Source organism: Psychrobacter cibarius (genome assembly GCA_030686115.1).
GTDB classification, from domain to species: Bacteria; Pseudomonadota; Gammaproteobacteria; order Pseudomonadales; family Moraxellaceae; genus Psychrobacter; species Psychrobacter cibarius_C.
In genome coordinates this window covers 2116551-2133510 of the sequence record CP131612.1, presented here as the reverse complement: position 1 = coordinate 2133510, position 16960 = coordinate 2116551, and the positions used below count along the sequence as shown (strand labels likewise).

The following is a 16960-nucleotide window of genomic DNA, read 5'->3' as shown; positions in this document are numbered from 1 at the left end:
TCATTGTTTTTTTAAACAAGCTCTATTCTATGGTTGACGCGCGACAGACAGTAGGACAGTAGCGAATCAACTGTCTATCGCGCCCCATCACAACAATCCGTTGCTATGATAGGTCACTGTAACGACCGCTTTTAAAATAAAAATACTTTATTCAATGTTTATTATTCAAAGCTTTTATGTGTTTACATGCCAGTGGTATCTTTTAGCGCATACCACCATGAGCCCATGACAGAGTAAGGGACTCGCAGCGCTCGACCACCTGGGAATGGAATCCAAGGAATTTGTGCAAAAGCATCGAACTCTTTGGTTTCACCATTGATAGCATCGGCTAATATTTGTCCAAATAGATGCGAGCCTGTCACGCCATGACCACTATACCCATGGGCGAAATATACTCGCTCATGTAGTTTGCCCATTTGTGGTACGCGAGAAAAAGACAACGCAAAGTTCCCACTCCACGCATAGTCGATTTTGACGTCACGTAACTCTGGAAAAATCTTAGTCATGTTTGGTCTAATTTTAGCTGTGATGTCGGCGGGGTCTTGACCACCGTAGACTGTACCACCGCCGAATAACATGCGCTTGTCTGCTGAGAGGCGATAGTAATCCAAAATGTAGCGGACATCTTCGACACAAACATCGGTTGGCAGTAACTGGTCTGCTAAATCACCCAGCGGCTCGGTGGCGATAATTTGCGTCGATACCGGCATAACACGGTCAGTCAGTTTAGGGATGACTTTATTGAGATAGGCATTGCCGCATAGCACCGCTTGCTTACAAGTTACGGTGCCAAACTCGGTGATGACTTTGATAGCATCGTCAGTATACTCAATATCAACCACTAAGGTGTTTTCATAAATGGTGCCGCCGCCTTGCTCAATGGCCGCTGCCTCACCTAGAGCAAGATTCAATGGATGGAAGTGTCCACCGGAGTGATCGATGACTCCGCCCACATAGGCATCTGATTTTATATGCTCTTGGATACCGCGCTTATCGAGCATTTCTCGATCATGCATACCATGGCTCTCCCATAGTGCATGCGTTTCTTGCAAGTCTTTTAGCTGTCCATTATTTAATGCCGCAAAGATATTTTTTTCTTTGAGATCACAGCTGATATCGTAGTCTCTAACAAAACGACGAATAATTTTGCCACCGCGGGTCACGAGCTGACCGACGAAGTCTGCATTTTCTTGACCATAAGACTTTTTGATTTTTTGTAGGCTCGCATTTAGACCATTGACAATTTGACCGCCATTACGCCCTGATGCGCCCCAACCAATTTGCGCGCCTTCCAGTACCACGACTTCATGGTCGGTTTCAATGAGATGCAGGGCCGTGGATAAACCGCTATAGCCGCCGCCAACCACACATATTTCCACTTGGATGTCATTCTTTAGTGTTGGTCTATCCGGCTTAGGATTACGACTGGCTGCATAATAGCTATCAGGATATTGTCCTTTGTCTGAATAATGCGGAATATTACGCGTATTATTCGACGATAAGTTTTGGTTCGTTGCTGCATTGCTATTTGAGTTATTTGACATATCAAACATCCTGTAAATAGGTGAGGTATTCAAGGTTGGTCACTTGCTGAGCAAAGCGTTTGGCTTCTTGCTTTTTGACCGCGATCAACAGCTCAATCATCTCGCTTGGGAACAGCGAATCAATCACATCACTGCTTTCAAATTTGCGGATGGCGGACAGCCAGTCTAATGGCAAGGTCTTAAGTTCGGCTTCGTCGTAAGTAATGCTATTAATGGGTTCTGGCGCTTCCAGCTTGTTCTCGATGCCATACAGCATACCTGCCAGTACCGCACTACAGACCAGATAAGGATTGGCGTCAGCGCCAGAGACACGGTGCTCGATACGGCGCGCTTTTGAGTCACCACCAGGGATACGTACTGCCGCCGTGCGGTTTTCATAACCCCATGACACATTGTTTGGCGCTAGCGTACCGGGTGTAAAGCGGCGATAAGAATTCACATGTGGGGCAAACAACAATGTGCAATCTGACATGGTCTTTAACAATCCAGCGACTGCATGGCGCAAGATATCTGAGCCTTCATCTGACCCATCATCAAAGACATTATTGCCGTTTTTATCTAATAAGCTGCAATGCACATGAAAACCATTACCCGACTGCAGACCAAAAGGCTTTGCCATGAATGTCGCGGTGAGTTTACGGCGAGCAGCGACGGCTTTGACGACCTGTTTGAACAAAATCGCATCGTCAGCGGCTTTTAGTGGATCGTCTACGTGTAATAAATTAATCTCAAACTGGCCACAGCCATTCTCTGCCAAAGCGGCATCTACTGGGATATCGAGCTTTTTGCACTGTGCATAAACTTCGTCTAAAAATTCATCGAATTGTAATAGATCATTGATGCTCAAAATTGAGGTTTTATTCAGTCTTAGCCCGCTTTTGGGGCGGATAGGTGGTCTTGGGGTTTCGCCTTCAGTATAGTCAACCAAATAAAATTCCAGCTCAGTTGCCATCACTGGAGTCAAACCAAGCGCTTTGAATTTTTTGCTAATGTAATCCAAAACGTGTCTGGCATCACCGTAATAAGGCTCGTTATTTTCTGTATAAAGCCAAACGGGCAATAGCGATGAAGGCGCACTAGTGTTGAGAAGTGGATAGGCGGCACGACCCGTAGGACGGGCAATGGCATCTATATCGCCATTACATTGAGAAGACTCGATGACATCAGCACCCCAAATATCAACGCCTAAGATAGATAAAGGCAGTCGTATCGCACCGTTTTCTGCTTTTTCCATTTGATTGAAAGGGATGCGCTTACCACGAAGTAAGCCATTAATATCACCTGCCGCAACATACACGTATTCTGTGTTGTTTGCAGATTCGACCATTCCATTGGTTGTCGTCATGTCTATTCTTCCTATGAATTTTTAGAATTACTGGGATTATTGTCAATACGGATACTGCTGGCGCATCGTCTTTTAGTGATATTTCTGACCAATGCTTGGTAAAACAGCGATTGATTACCTCTTATTTAAACAGTCTTTATGTGTCTCTTTATGTTTCTCAAAACAGATTTTATTAATAATATGAATTCTTTAGATTTCGCTGTTCTTAGCCCTTAACATCGAGATATAAACATCAACCCTTGTTTAATGTCTCGCTGATGACTTCCAATATATGTGTGAAAAATATAGTTGTCAATTTTTATTTAAAATTATCTTAAATTAATGCATTTATTCGATTTTATTATTAATATCGGCAATATTGAAATTTATAGTTTACATTTTATGGGGTTCTGTGTTAAATTTTAGCTAAATAAAGGATTGAGCAATATAGACTATGAGGTCTATTTGTTATAACTAGGGAAGACGGTATGAAAAATTCTAGACCTATTATTGCTATTGTTTCTTGTCATAAGATGGTTGATGGGCAGCCAGCACAAGCGGTGTATCAAAAATATATCGATGCCGTGAATTTTTATGGTGGCAATCCCATACTGCTGCCAAACACTGCTGCCGATAGCGAAAACTTTGAGGCGCTACTGGATATCGCAGATGGGATTTTGTTAACGGGCAGTTATAGTAACGTGGCACCAACGCGTTATGGCGCGACGCATATCGAAGCGAAACAAGACTTGGGTCGTGATGAGCTGAGCTTTAAATTGTTGGATTATGCAGACAAGACTGGCACTCCATTACTGGCAGTTTGCCGAGGATTGCAAGAGATGAATGTGCATTTTGGTGGCACGCTACATCCTGATTGGCGGGAAGTAGAGGGGTTTTGTGAGCCACATTTAGAGGACAATACTCAGCCACTTGAAGTGCAGTATCAGCCAGTTCATGACGTGATTATTCAAGCAAATGGCAGGCTTGCCGCCTTTGGTGAAAAATGGCACGTTAACTCGCTACATAAACAAGCAATCCATAAAGTAGGCAAGCGTTTATTGGTTGAGGCTCTAGCGCCTGATGGTTTGGTCGAAGCCGTCAGCTTGTTGCAACATCCATTTATGATTGGTGTACAATGGCATCCTGAGTTAAATTATGCACAAGACGACTTGTCCAAATTTCTATTCACGGAATTCATTCACTATGCCAGCAAACCCCAAACTGAATAGCACTACTGAAGGCAATGTAGACAATGCCAGCACTGACATTGATATTAATAACAGCATTGACGCTGATGTTGCCAGCGATAAGGCGGCTGATATCGATACAGATGACGACATCAGTGGTGATGATGAAGATGAGCTGACAGACTCTGAGACAGCGATGTCAGCCGAAAATGACGAGTCGCCAGAAGAGGATATCGGTAAAAAGATCAATCAGCTGCGCCTCGCAAAAGGCTACTCGCAACGTAAGCTTGCGAAATTGTCGGGATTAACCAATACTTCTATCAGCTCCATTGAGCGCAATAAAGTCAGTCCAGCAGTGAATACGCTAAAGGCAATTTTGGCGGTATTGGGTTCTGATTTGACCACGTTTTTTAGTGATGAATGGAAGGAACCAAAGGCGAGAGTCGTGGTAACGCCAAAGGATTTGTTGGAGCTGAGCGAACCGAGTAGCAGAGTGTCACTAAGACAGGTATATAACTGTAGCACTACCAAGAATTTGGGTTTTTTGATTGAGGTGTATCAACCGAACAGCTCAACGGAAGAAAAAATCGCCCACGAAGGTGAAGAGATTGGCACCGTTATTGAAGGCAAGATTCTTATCCGTATCGATGAGACGACGTATTTATTAAACCAAGGTGATAGCTACGTGATTGATACCATTCGCCCGCATACTTTTATCAACCCTACTGATGGCGTGACTCGCATTGTTAGTGCGCACACCCCGACGACTTATTAGGTGAGCATTTTAATAGCCATTTAATTTGATGTTTAAATAACCATAGTGATTTCCCGCACGGCTTTTAAAAATAGAAGCCGCGTTTTTTTGTATGAACTAATTCATTTTGAAAACACGCCCCAGCAAGCTGTTAGATATTAGCCTAAGTAACAAAGTGGTAGGCTTACAGGTCTTTATGATCTTGAAGCGTTTCTGAGTCAGTAAGCGGATTTGAAGTACTCATCGCTTTAGGTTTTTCTTTGATAAGCTTTACTTTAGTTTGTTTATCGGCTGGTGCAAGCGCGACATAAGCAGACTCAGGCTTCTTACTAGTGGGTTTAGAGGACTTTTTTAGCGTCTTTTTAATTCTTTTGACAGCAGCGGCATCGCTTGCAGCTTGTTCCTCTGCGAGCGAGTCGTCGTATAAACCTTGGTAGACAGCGAGGGTTTCTTCAATCATCTCACGCATGGTGAATTTATTGGTCATTTCAGGGCGTGTGATGCTTTCTAATTGATTTCTCACTGCTTTACATAGCGCATTGGCATTGTATTTTTTGACCAGCCCTTGAGGATATAGCGGCTGTAAAATCTCACTAAATGCGGCCTGATCCCAACCAATAACGGGCGTGCCTAAATGAATCGCTTGTAAGGCGTTGATGCCGATTGATTCAGGTTCATTCGCAAGCGCCATCACGATATTGGCGGCTGAGAGCCATTCACGCATGTCATTACGTTTGCTACCTACATAAGTAATTCGATCAGCCAACCCTAATGTATTAGTGCGTTGGCGGAAATCTTCATGCGCGACGTCACCATCTCTATAATCATCATCCATGATAATGACGTGGATGTTAGGGAACTGCTCTTGCAAGTTGCCCAAAATATCAATCAGCCATTCCTGACCATATTCGTTGCCAATAATGGTTGGAAATACCAGCCATTTTTTATGCTCAAGCTCAGGATATTCAGCAAAAGTATGCCGTAACCAATAAACAGATGGATTATGACGATAAGGATAGCGGCGCGTATCGATACCACGGTAGATGCGTTTGATGACTTTGGGGTCTGCATCTTCTCGGCGCAGGCCTTTTTTTAGATAATTGGTCACACTATCGGAGACAGTAATGATGGTATCGACATCGAGTAAGGCTTGAGAGTATTTATTGATTGGATAAAAACCATACATGGTTGACACTAGCTTTGGTATCCGCTTGACACGGGCGCGGCGCAATGCCAAATGCAGTATCCATGCAGGTGTGCGTGAGTGCACATGGATCACGTCAGGATCGTACTCTTCAATTAAACGCCGCAGCGCCGTGACTTGTAGTAACGACAGCCAAGACTTTTTATTCATGTGTAGCTGATGATAGTTATTGCCATCACGCTTTAGGCGTTTGACCAGATCATTATCTTCATCGGCGCTAGAGACGATGATGGAGGTATGGCCATTTTTGACCAATGCGCGCCCAAGATGAAAAATACCGCGCTCGGATTCATCATGCTTTAAAGACGATAATAAGCGCATAACTTTCATAATGGCATTGGTGACCAGTTGATAATAACAAGTGGCTATTGTCAGTTAAAAGCCGCCAAAACTCAACCATCAAGATAAAAAGATAAGGTTATATGGTCGAGTTTCTAAGAGAGAGACGCATAAAGGCTTGAATCGAAGGATAAAAGTCATTAGCGACGTTTCTGTAAATGCTCAGCATTGGGAAGTACTTGTTTTTCGCTTAAGTATTTCCAATAGCGCTGCGGCAAGTATTGCTTATGCAAACGTGGGTTTTTACGCTCTTTGATATTGACGTTGGTAAAGTAACCTTGCCAAAATTTTTGATAGAGCTGCTCATCCTCGCTATGAATACTGGCAGGATTGCGCAGCACGGTATCATCTAAATCAGTGATAGTTTGCAAGGTCGCAGGTCGTGATGGCGTGCTTTGGCTCTTGTCATAATAAATGCCATAGCCACGGGATAAATCATAAATCGCCCAGTGTTGGTCTTGGTAGCGCTGACGAAAATGCTCACCAATCAGCGGCAATACATTAAAATCAGGCTCTACTCGCGCAAAATAGATATCGTCAGTGGTATGCTCAAAACGTACAAAGGCTTCCATACGATGCTTCTCACGACCAACAGACTTGACCGTTTGCACCAGCTCTAAGACATTGAGATTACCCAAGTCTTCCATAATAGGGCGCCTAGGATAATCGATAGCATATTTGACCACTTGAAATAGAGTCGTGCCGATATTGTCTTTTTCGGATAAAAATCCCCACAGAATATTGCGCATACCTGAACGACCTAATAACTTATGAAGCTTGGTCAGTACGCGTTCGGCATTGTATTCATCAGTAGTAACGCTAGTCGCTTGTGCGATTAATGAAGGTAGATAGCAGTCTTGAGCGATTAACTGTAGAGAATCATCATTTTGCAATTTATTGGCATAGACATAAAATACCGCACTCAGCCAACCCTCAAAACTTGGTTCGTAAAGCACGATGTTGGGTGTTAAGTGACCGACAGTATAGTCGTGGCTTTGCAGCAGTTGTGACATCTACACTCCTATTTAAAATAGTAATTATTGAAATAATGCTAATTACAACAGTGCTATTTAAAACAAAGCCAGTTGCCCATTACGCTGGTCTTTATACTTGGTCTGCGTCTGTGCCAATACATATTGCCGGAAGTTATAACGCGTTAAATGCGCTAAATGTTCGTTCTTACCCGTCGTCGCGATAAAGTACTTAGCACGATTGACCGCTGCGCCCATTTTCTTCAAATGATAAAGTGTCAGTTGATTAAATTTGCGTGCTTTCACTATTTTTTTAGCCGTTTTGGTGCCGATACCCGGAATACGCACAATCATCTCGTAAGTGGCGGTTTGAATATTAATGGGGAAGTGCTCACGATGGCGGATTGCCCAAGCAAGCTTTGGGTCGCAGTCTAAGTCTAGAAATGGCGAGTCTGGTTCAACGATTTCATGCGCGCCAAAACCATAAAAACGCATCAGCCAGTCCGCTTGATAAAGACGGTTTTCACGTATCATCGGCACTGGCGTTCCAATCGCTGGCAGGCGACTGTCTGACAACATCGGTACATAGCCAGAGTAGTAAACGCGCTTAAGATCATACTGTTTATAAAAATGACTAGATAGCTGAATCACTTGCAAGTCAGTCTCGTTACTCGCGCCAACAATCATTTGACTGGTTTGACCTGCTGGCACAAATTTCGGTGCTTTTTTATGGGTTTTACGGCTCTCTTTGATCGTAATAATTTCAGTTTTAACCGTTTCCATCGGTGCTTTTAATTCATCATGTGATTTTTCTGGGGCGAGCAGTGCTAGACCTGATTTGGTCGGAATCTCGATATTAACGCTTAAGCGGTCAGCATACAGACCAGCTTCTAATAGCAGCTCTTTTGATGCACCGGGAATGGTCTTTAAATGGATATAGCCATTAAAGCGTTCACGTGTCCGCAATATCTTAGCGACCTCAACCAGTCGCTCCATCGTATAATCGCCACTTTTAAAAATACCTGAGCTCAGAAACAGCCCTTCGATATAGTTACGGCGATAAAACTGCATGGTTAAGTCAACGACTTCTTCGACACTAAAAGCAGCACGCGGCGTGTCATTGCTTTTGCGTGAGGTGCAATACGCGCAGTCGTATATGCAATGATTGGTTAAGAGGATTTTTAACAAGCTGACGCAGCGACCATCTTCAGTGTAGCTGTGACAAATACCAGTTGCAGAAGCATCGCCAAGCCCACCGCCTTGGTTTTTGCGCGTACCAGCGGAGGATGAGCAAGAAACATCATATTTAGCAGCATCCGCTAAAATATTGAGCTTGCCTTGTAGTCGTTCATAATTGATGGTTGCCATAAGATTACCAATTCATTTATTAGCTATTATTTTAGCAAATAGGATTGTAAGTCACTGTAATTATTGAAGAAATATTGATTTAATGCGACAACTGTTGTCGTGCGATTTATGAAGTTTTTAATGAGAGGAGCAGGGGTTAGGCAAGGTTTGAACCACTTCCTCTGAGAAGTGGTTTTTGATAATCAGACGTCCTTTTTTATCGAACTCAGCATCGTACTTGGGATAAATCGCAGATTCACTATTGCCATGAGTTGAAGATAAAGCTACCTCTTTATCGGAGAAAAAATGACGGGCAACCCAGAGCTTTTGGTCATTGTTATACTCAACACTACACTGACTTTTTGTATCAAAGTCAAAGTATAGGTCAAAATTTTGTTTTTTATCCCCACGACCAAATAGTATATTAGTGCCGCACGGACTACCACAGCCGATATAGACATGATAAGTATCTTTATCGATTCTTTTGAGCGAAGTATGGTTCCAGCCGTAGCCACCCATGTCATCCATAAGCACGGTTTCTATTACTTCGCCATTATTTAAGGTTTCGCTTTTAAGGATATAACCATCATCGCAATATTCATGACCGTCTTTACTCATATATACAGTACAAATTTTCGACATATAAAAGCTAGCATCAAATTTTGGTTCGGCAGCTTCAGCCCAAGATATAGAACTCAAAATACAGCCATAAATGATAAAAGCCAATGAATAGAGAGGAGTAAATTTATACATGGAAATAATGACCGGATATTTGTTTTGAGTTAATAGCACTATAGCAAAAGGTTGGTTGTTAAGGAATGAGGTACGCTCATCAAAAAGGTCTTGCTGACTAGGAAATTAGCCGGCAAGACCTTTTATTAATTTTAAGATTTATTAAATAACAATACTTTCAAATCTAAACTTTCAAATTTAATTTTTACTGAACCTTCGCACGTATAACAACCGTTTGCGGTGCGTTAGCAGGAAGATCTACCAAGTTCCATTTGAGTCCAGAGTAATTTTCTGTGATGACTACAGTATTGCCCACTTGTTGGATAGTCTGATAACTGTCGCCGCCTGTTGTCGCAAGCGTTGGTAGTGGGCTATTCAATGATACCAATTGCACGCCATTTGGTAGTGACACCATGGCATTGATGTCAGTGACGGGTTGTGCCGTGGTATTGGTATAAGTGGTGTGGTATTCGATGATGTCGCCAGGTGCAATATGGTTCGCAGGTACAGCCACTTCACGACCATCTTTGTTTTTTAATATTTTCATCACTTTGGTTTGTGCATTCACCACGTCAGGCGTACTAAAGGTCGGGGTCAGTTGCAGAGCATCTAAAGACGTAGATACTATTTGCGTCGTTGCAGGTTGGTTCGTCACTACGGTTGTCGTTGGCGTATTGATGACTGGCAATTGGGTAGCCGTCGTCACAGGCAATACTTGCGTCACGCTAGTCGTCGGCACAGCTATGACATCAACTTTGCTTGTTTGATTAGTGACTTGGTTGGTCACAGGTACGCTCGTAACCGTGGTGCTGCCTTGGGTGACGACTGTATTGCTCGCACCATTACTGGCGACTTGGCGAACCGTATAGCGAGGAACGTTAGTTACTTGAGTCACAGCATAAGGCATGCCATCTTGCATGGTGATGCCGTGTGGTGTCGCCGTAATGGTCGCAGTTTTACCGTCAGAATACTGCTCAACGACGGTAGTGCTACTACCAGCAGACGAAGTGATGGCGATTTCAGGCGCAGCATGTGCGGTAGATACCGTCAATAAAGCGCCTGCTAAAATTGTTGGAATAGCAGTGCTTATCACGCTTTTTTTGATGAGGCTGTGCTGGGTAAACGCCTTCTTATCTATAGTCAGTAACGCTGGCATATCGATGTGTATGGTCATAATAGATTCCTTTAAAATAACAGTAAATAAAGCCGCTAATGTAGTAGCAAAAAGCAAAGCGTAAAAAATAACGCTTAGAAAACAACACCTAGAAAAGAAAAACCCCCGTCAAATGAGCATGTAAACCATGTCAAATAACGAGGGTAAAGATACTAATGATAGCCAACGTTCGCTATCTCTCCATCATTATTTTAGTCAGTTGCTAAGCACTTATGTCTAATGCTTATCATGAGACACTTGTAATAGTCACAAGGCTCAGCATCTATACTCGAGCAATTATGCGCTAAAACAAACAGACTAAAAAAGCAGCGTTGTGTAACTTCTACTCTATTCATAATGAGGTTGTGTACTGCTTTCTACGCTCATTTGCTAAGCAAATTTCTAGCTTGTTCGCGTTAAAATACTGCTGTCATCAAAAGCTTTTTGTTTATCAAAGAATTGCCTATCAAAGGCTTTCTATCCAGATATTTCTCAAATCGGGAAAATTAATCGTAAATCACTTTCATGATTTCGTATTCGACCACGCCTTTTGGCGTTTCAATACGGGCTTCGTCGCCTTCAGACTTACCAATTAAACCACGCGCGATAGGCGAGTTGACTGAGATTTTGCCAGCTTTAAAGTCTGCTTCGTCATCACCAACGATTTTGTATTGTTTTTCTTCTCCGGTGTCCATGTTTTCGATAACGACGCTCACGCCGAATATCACACGACCATCTTTTGGTAATGTTGCAGGATCAATCACTTGCGCGCCGCCAAGTTTGGCTTCGATATCACGGATACGCGCTTCACAAAAACCTTGCTGTTCGCGAGCAGCATGATATTCAGCATTTTCTTTCAAATCGCCGTGTTCACGGGCTTCAGCGATAGAAGCAGTGATGCGTGGACGGTCGATACTTTTTAACTGTTTTAATTCGGCTTCTAGAGCCGCATGTCCTTGCGGAGTCATGGGATAACGTTGCATGTTTTTTCCTTAAACCAATAACACCACACCATCTCCTACTCTTAGTGAATAGTGAGATGGTGTCAGTGTTGTTGCAATGAGTATGTGAAGATATAAAAAGAATGAGGTTTAGACTGCGTAACAACTAAACACGCGCTTATCTGTGAGCATGGATACACTGACAAACAAGGCACTTTAACCTTACGTAATAAAAAGCATAGTCGCAGTTTAGCCACTATGCTTTTTAGGTCTATCTTTTTAAAACTTTATTTTTTTAAAGTACTGCTTTTTTAAGCCGTACGTTTTTTTAAAGCACTACTGTTATATAAAAATCGATAACAAGTTTTGCATCCGCTGTTAAACGAGCGTTGCCGTTATGCTTAATCTACTGAAATTATGCTGCTAAGTCAATAGAGCTAGGCAATAGTCTTTGCTTGTTCGTGCAAATCTTGTAGCTTATAGACCTCAAACGGTAGGTCAATGGCATAAGATTTACAAACCGCGTCTGCCGCCCCTAAAGTCGTCACATAAAACACTTTACCTTGCAGGGCGCTACGGCGGATAGAGAATGAATCCTCTTGTGCCTGTTTGCCTTCAGTGGTATTGATAATAAGGTCGATTTTACCATTTTTCAAGGCATCGACGATATGTGGGCGACCTTCGGTAACTTTATTGATTTGCTTACACTCGATACCGTTATCGCTAAGTACTTTTTGCGTACCCGTGGTGGCAACGATTTTGAAGCCATAGTCGATAAGCTGACGGGCGATAGGGGCGACTTGTTCTTTATCGCTATCACGTACCGAGATAAAGACAGTTTTGGTTTCGCCCTCAACAGGTAGACCTGGCAGACGCTCGTTACTACCGATAACCGCTTTGTAGAATGCTTCGCCAAAGGTTTTACCAACGCCCATCACTTCACCGGTTGATTTCATCTCAGGGCTCAAGATTGGGTCAACACCAGGGAACTTAGCAAATGGGAATACTGCTTCTTTTACCGCGAAAAATGCAGGAACAATTTCAGTGGTAAAGCCTTGGTCTTTTAATGACGTGCCAGCCATACAGCGCGCCGCGATTTGTGCTAATGACGTACCGATACATTTAGAGACAAACGGTACGGTACGCGCCGCACGTGGATTGACTTCTAAGATATAAACCGTTTCACCTTTTACCGCAAACTGGACGTTCATTAAGCCGACAACACCAAGCTCTTTTGCCATCGCCACGGTTTGCGCGCGCATCACATCGCACAGCTCATCTGATAATGAGTAAGGTGGCAATGAGCAAGCTGAGTCACCAGAATGCACGCCAGCTTGTTCGATATGCTGCATGATACCGCCAATCACCACGTCTGTACCGTCGCTAACACAATCGACATCGACTTCAATAGCATCATCTAAGAAGCGGTCTAATAATACGGGCGCTTCGTTTGATGCTTGAACCGCCGTACGCAAGTAGTGTCTTAACTCATCTTCGTTATAGACGATTTCCATCGCACGACCACCAAGGACATAAGACGGGCGTACGACCAACGGATAACCAACGTCTTTTGCTTTGACCAAACCATCTTCTAAGCTCGTCGCTAAAGCATTAGTTGGTTGGATAAGATTCAACTGTTGAATCATATGCTGGAAGCGTTCGCGATCTTCAGCGCGGTCAATCGCATCAGGACTAGTACCGATAATTTTTACACCAGCGGCTTCAAGTGCGCGGGCAAGTTTCAATGGCGTTTGACCACCGAACTGTACAATCACGCCATCGGGATTTTCGATACGGACGATTTCTAACACGTCCTCTAACGTGATTGGTTCAAAGTAAAGACGGTCGGAGGTGTCATAGTCGGTTGAAACCGTTTCAGGGTTACAGTTGACCATGATGGTCTCGTAGCCGTCTTCGCGCATCGCAAGGGCTGCGTGTACACAGCAATAGTCAAACTCGATACCTTGACCGATACGGTTAGGACCGCCACCGATGACCATGATTTTCTTGTTATTCGTTGGGTTTGCTTCACATTCGCTATCGTATGTTGAGTACATATAAGCGGTGCTGGTGGCAAATTCTGCGGCACAGGTATCGACGCGCTTATAGACTGGATAGACGTTTAAGTCCCAACGCTTTTTACGTAGTTGCTTTTGTGAGACACCAAGGAGTTTTGCTAAACGTAAATCTGATAAACCTTTACGTTTAAAGCTGCGTAAGTTCTTCTCAGTTAAACCACCAAAACCCAATGCTTTCACCGTTGCTTCAGTTTTCACGATATCTTCGATTTGTACCAAGAACCATGGATCGATTTTGGTTAAGTTGAATACTTCATCGACGCTCATACCGATACGGAAAGCATCGGCAATATAATAAATGCGTTCAGGCGTTGGAATGGTCAAGCGATTGGTAATCTCGCTTCGTGCCTTTTCAATGCTCAGATTACCGTCTTTGATAGCAGCAAAGTCAATTTGCTCATCAAAACCATCATTGCCAGTTTCCATACCACGTAATGCTTTTTGCATTGATTCTTGGAAGTTACGACCAATCGCCATGACTTCACCAACCGATTTCATTTGGGTTGATAAAACACTATCTGCTTGTGGGAATTTTTCAAAGTTAAAACGTGGAATTTTTGTGACCACATAATCAAGCGCAGGCTCAAAGCTGGCTGGCGTTTTGCCACCTGTAATGTCATTTTGCAATTCATCAAGCGTATAACCAATGGCTAATTTTGCTGCGATTTTAGCAATCGGGAAACCAGTGGCTTTTGACGCCAATGCTGATGAGCGTGACACACGTGGATTCATCTCGATGACGACCATACGACCAGTATCAGGGTTAATACCGAACTGAACGTTTGAGCCGCCTGTTTCAACGCCGATTTCACGCAGTACTGCCAATGAGGCATTACGCATAATTTGGTATTCTTTGTCGGTCAAAGTTTGCGCTGGCGCAACTGTGATTGAGTCGCCAGTATGCACACCCATTGGGTCAAAGTTCTCAATCGCACAGATGATGATGCAGTTATCATTTTTGTCACGAACCACTTCCATCTCATACTCTTTCCAACCGATTAATGATTCATCGATGAGCAGTTGATGGTTTGGCGATAAGTCAAAACCGCGTTCGCAAATCTCGATAAATTCATCGCGGTTATAAGCGATACCGCCGCCTGAGCCACCCATGGTGAACGACGGACGAATGATACACGGATAGCCCATTTTTTCTTGGGTCGCAAATGCTTCTTCCATCGTCTCAGCGGTTTCAGCGCGCGGGCATTCAAGGCCGATACGCTTCATGGCTTTATCAAATAAATTGCGATCTTCTGCCATCTCGATTGAGTCTTTGGTCGCGCCAATTAATTCGCAGTTATACTTGGTCAACACGCCATGCTTGTCTAATTCTAAGGCACAGTTTAGCGCCGTCTGACCACCCATGGTTGGCAAGATCGCGTCAGGACGTTCTTTAGCAATGATTTGTTCAACCGTCTGCCAAGTAATTGGCTCAATATAAGTCGCGTCCGCCATGGTAGGGTCAGTCATGATAGTTGCAGGGTTTGAGTTGACCAAGATGACGCGATAGCCTTCTTCTTTTAGTGCTTTACAGGCCTGTGCACCCGAATAATCAAACTCACATGCTTGACCGATGACGATAGGACCTGCGCCTATGATAAGAATGCTTTTTATGTCGATACGTTTTGGCATAGTTAGGGCTACCTTCGTTAGTATGATATTTTAATTGATTTATATTCGGCTAAAATCGTATTTGAACAGTGCTATATTTTAATAAAACACCACTTTAATAAAACGATATTTTGCGTGGCTCAGCTTAAACCATCATGCGTGATCTAAGCTGCATAACGAATACTTACTGTGTGCTAATGACTGATACTTAAAAGCTGATTAACTGCTTAAGCTTTAGACTTTGCCATCATATCTGCAAACTTATCAAACAGTGGCGCACAATCATGCGGGCCGGGGCTGGCTTCTGGGTGACCTTGGAAGCTAAAGACTGGCTTGTTGGTCAGCTCGATACCTTGGTTGGTACCATCGAATAATGAGCGATGGGTAGATTTAACGTTAGCAGGCAGCGTGTCTTCATCAACCGCAAAACCATGGTTCTGACTGGTAATCATCACCGTGCCAGCTGCTAAGTCTTGAACTGGATGGTTGGCGCCGTGATGACCGGTTTTCATTTTAATGGTGTTTGCGCCGCTAGCTAGACCAATCAGCTGATGACCTAAGCAGATACCAAAGGTTGGCACATCAGTTTTTTCAATGATATGACGTACGGCATCGATAGCATAGTCGCAGGCTGCAGGGTCGCCAGGACCGTTTGATAAAAAGATACCATCTGGGTTCATCGCCAGCACATCTGCGATAGGCGTTTGTGCAGGAACGACGGTTACATGACAGCCGCGGTCAACTAGCATACGCAGGATATTGGTTTTGCTACCGAAGTCATAAGCGACGACATTGTATTTAGAATCGATGTGAGTGCCGAGTTGCTTGAAAAATCCGCCTGTACCGCTATCATGACTGCCAATGGCATCACGGTTAAGTAGGGTATCTGATAAATCCCACGTACCTGCTGTCCATTCGAACGTCTCTTTAGTACAGCATTCTTTTGCCAAGTCCATGCCTTCGATACCAGCAAACTCTTGTGCCAATTTGATGGCTTGTTGCTCGTCAGCAGCGCTGATTGTCTCGCCGTCTGAGGCGGTCATAATACAGCCGTTCTGTGCACCTTTATCACGTAATAGGCGGGTCAATTGGCGCGTATCAATCTCAGCGATTGCAACGGTATCGTTACGTGATAAATAGTCGCTTAATGATTCTGAGTTACGGAAGTTAGAAGTAACCATGGTGGCATCACGGATGATAAGACCGTCGGCCCATACTTGATGACCATTGCCAGACTCAGTGTCCTCGCTATTGGTACCGGTATTGCCGATGTGCGGATAGGTTAGGGTGACCAGCTGGCGCGCATAACTTGGGTCGGTTAGGATTTCTTGGTACCCTGTCATGGCTGTATTAAACACCACCTCACCGACACGATGACCGAGACTGCCGATACTCACACCGCGAAAAATCGTACCGTCTGCTAATGCCAAAATTGCTTGTATTTCTGCCGATGAATTCAAGGTTTGCCTCCGCTGTTATTAGTGAGTGCCATAATTTTTTATGATGTAATTTTGGATTGAACGCGGCTTTTTGTATCGCAAAAATTGCTATTAATGGATACTAAAAAATGCCTAAACCCAAAATTTTTCCACAAAAAAGCGAGAAGACATTATTGATGGAAACTACAAAACCCACTAGATAGTGAATAGGTAACTTGCATCATGTCCGCTCGCTTAGGCACAGATTTTGCGCATTATATACAATATGCCCGCAGATAGCCAGCCGATTTTTAGATTGAAAAGTATGCCTTTAATTATTAGCCATTAATAGCGCTGGAT

At 43.6% G+C, this 16960-nt stretch carries 12 protein-coding genes; 2 read left to right on the top strand and 10 right to left on the bottom strand.

Annotated elements, in window-relative coordinates; all coding sequences use genetic code 11:
- Nucleotides 1–182 precede the first annotated feature (182 nt).
- Together Q6344_08860 and Q6344_08855 are read right to left on the bottom strand one after the other, a co-directional pair.
- Nucleotides 183–1544, bottom strand: coding sequence for an FAD-binding oxidoreductase (locus tag Q6344_08860; GenBank protein ID WLG12717.1), 1362 nt, complete (start codon nucleotides 1542–1544; stop codon nucleotides 183–185).
- Between the two features lies 1 nt (nucleotide 1545).
- Complete coding sequence (locus Q6344_08855) at nucleotides 1546–2889, bottom strand: glutamine synthetase family protein (protein ID WLG12716.1); 1344 nt, start codon at nucleotides 2887–2889, stop codon at nucleotides 1546–1548.
- A gap of 467 nt (nucleotides 2890–3356) precedes the next feature.
- On the opposite strand from Q6344_08855, the gene Q6344_08850 reads away from it, so the two are divergent.
- Both Q6344_08850 and Q6344_08845 read left to right on the top strand, forming a co-directional pair.
- Nucleotides 3357–4097, top strand: a complete 741-nt coding sequence (locus tag Q6344_08850) for a gamma-glutamyl-gamma-aminobutyrate hydrolase family protein (GenBank protein ID WLG12715.1) — start codon at nucleotides 3357–3359, stop codon at nucleotides 4095–4097.
- Nucleotides 4072–4830 carry a cupin domain-containing protein gene (locus tag Q6344_08845; GenBank protein WLG12714.1) on the top strand — a complete coding sequence of 253 codons (759 nt, stop codon included), beginning with the start codon at nucleotides 4072–4074 and terminating at the stop codon, nucleotides 4828–4830. Before Q6344_08850 ends, Q6344_08845 begins: the two co-directional genes overlap by 26 nt.
- A gap of 163 nt (nucleotides 4831–4993) precedes the next feature.
- Here Q6344_08845 and Q6344_08840 read toward each other — a convergent pair whose 3' ends face one another.
- The 8 genes from Q6344_08840 to carA form a co-directional block, all read right to left on the bottom strand.
- Nucleotides 4994–6343, bottom strand: coding sequence for a glycosyltransferase (locus Q6344_08840; protein ID WLG12713.1), 1350 nt, complete (start codon nucleotides 6341–6343; stop codon nucleotides 4994–4996).
- A 149-nt stretch (nucleotides 6344–6492) separates the two neighbouring features.
- On the bottom strand, nucleotides 6493–7365 hold the full coding sequence (locus Q6344_08835) for a TIGR03915 family putative DNA repair protein (protein ID WLG12712.1): 873 nt from the start codon (nucleotides 7363–7365) through the stop codon (nucleotides 6493–6495).
- Between the two features lie 57 nt (nucleotides 7366–7422).
- The gene (locus Q6344_08830; protein WLG12711.1) at nucleotides 7423–8691 is read right to left on the bottom strand and encodes a putative DNA modification/repair radical SAM protein; all 1269 of its coding nucleotides are present in this window, start codon (nucleotides 8689–8691) and stop codon (nucleotides 7423–7425) included.
- A 117-nt stretch (nucleotides 8692–8808) separates the two neighbouring features.
- Entirely contained in the window at nucleotides 8809–9423 is a 615-nt protein-coding gene (locus Q6344_08825) for a hypothetical protein (GenBank protein ID WLG12710.1), read from the bottom strand.
- Between the two features lie 184 nt (nucleotides 9424–9607).
- Nucleotides 9608–10576, bottom strand: coding sequence for a hypothetical protein (locus Q6344_08820; protein ID WLG12709.1), 969 nt, complete (start codon nucleotides 10574–10576; stop codon nucleotides 9608–9610).
- A gap of 485 nt (nucleotides 10577–11061) precedes the next feature.
- On the bottom strand, nucleotides 11062–11538 hold the full coding sequence (greA, locus tag Q6344_08815) for a transcription elongation factor GreA (GenBank protein ID WLG12708.1): 477 nt from the start codon (nucleotides 11536–11538) through the stop codon (nucleotides 11062–11064).
- A 395-nt stretch (nucleotides 11539–11933) separates the two neighbouring features.
- Nucleotides 11934–15203, bottom strand: coding sequence for a carbamoyl-phosphate synthase large subunit (carB, locus tag Q6344_08810; protein ID WLG12707.1), 3270 nt, complete (start codon nucleotides 15201–15203; stop codon nucleotides 11934–11936).
- Between the two features lie 206 nt (nucleotides 15204–15409).
- On the bottom strand, nucleotides 15410–16642 hold the full coding sequence (carA, locus tag Q6344_08805; GenBank protein WLG12706.1) for a glutamine-hydrolyzing carbamoyl-phosphate synthase small subunit: 1233 nt from the start codon (nucleotides 16640–16642) through the stop codon (nucleotides 15410–15412).
- Nucleotides 16643–16960: the final 318 nt, after the last annotated feature.

What these genes read in the sequence shown, in the direction of transcription:
- Q6344_08860 (WLG12717.1), bottom strand. Translation starts at nt 1,544, where the DNA reads ATGTCAAATAACTCAAATAGCAATGCAGCAACGAACCAAAACTTATCG.
- carB (WLG12707.1), bottom strand. Translation starts at nt 15,203, where the DNA reads ATGCCAAAACGTATCGACATAAAAAGCATTCTTATCATAGGCGCAGGT.
- Q6344_08835 (WLG12712.1), bottom strand. Translation starts at nt 7,365, where the DNA reads ATGTCACAACTGCTGCAAAGCCACGACTATACTGTCGGTCACTTAACA.
- Q6344_08855 (WLG12716.1), bottom strand. Translation starts at nt 2,889, where the DNA reads ATGACGACAACCAATGGAATGGTCGAATCTGCAAACAACACAGAATAC.
- greA (WLG12708.1), bottom strand. Translation starts at nt 11,538, where the DNA reads ATGCAACGTTATCCCATGACTCCGCAAGGACATGCGGCTCTAGAAGCC.
- Q6344_08845 (WLG12714.1), top strand. Translation starts at nt 4,072, where the DNA reads ATGCCAGCAAACCCCAAACTGAATAGCACTACTGAAGGCAATGTAGAC.
- Q6344_08825 (WLG12710.1), bottom strand. Translation starts at nt 9,423, where the DNA reads ATGTATAAATTTACTCCTCTCTATTCATTGGCTTTTATCATTTATGGC.
- Q6344_08820 (WLG12709.1), bottom strand. Translation starts at nt 10,576, where the DNA reads ATGACCATACACATCGATATGCCAGCGTTACTGACTATAGATAAGAAG.
- Q6344_08850 (WLG12715.1), top strand. Translation starts at nt 3,357, where the DNA reads ATGAAAAATTCTAGACCTATTATTGCTATTGTTTCTTGTCATAAGATG.
- Q6344_08830 (WLG12711.1), bottom strand. Translation starts at nt 8,691, where the DNA reads ATGGCAACCATCAATTATGAACGACTACAAGGCAAGCTCAATATTTTA.
- Q6344_08840 (WLG12713.1), bottom strand. Translation starts at nt 6,343, where the DNA reads ATGAAAGTTATGCGCTTATTATCGTCTTTAAAGCATGATGAATCCGAG.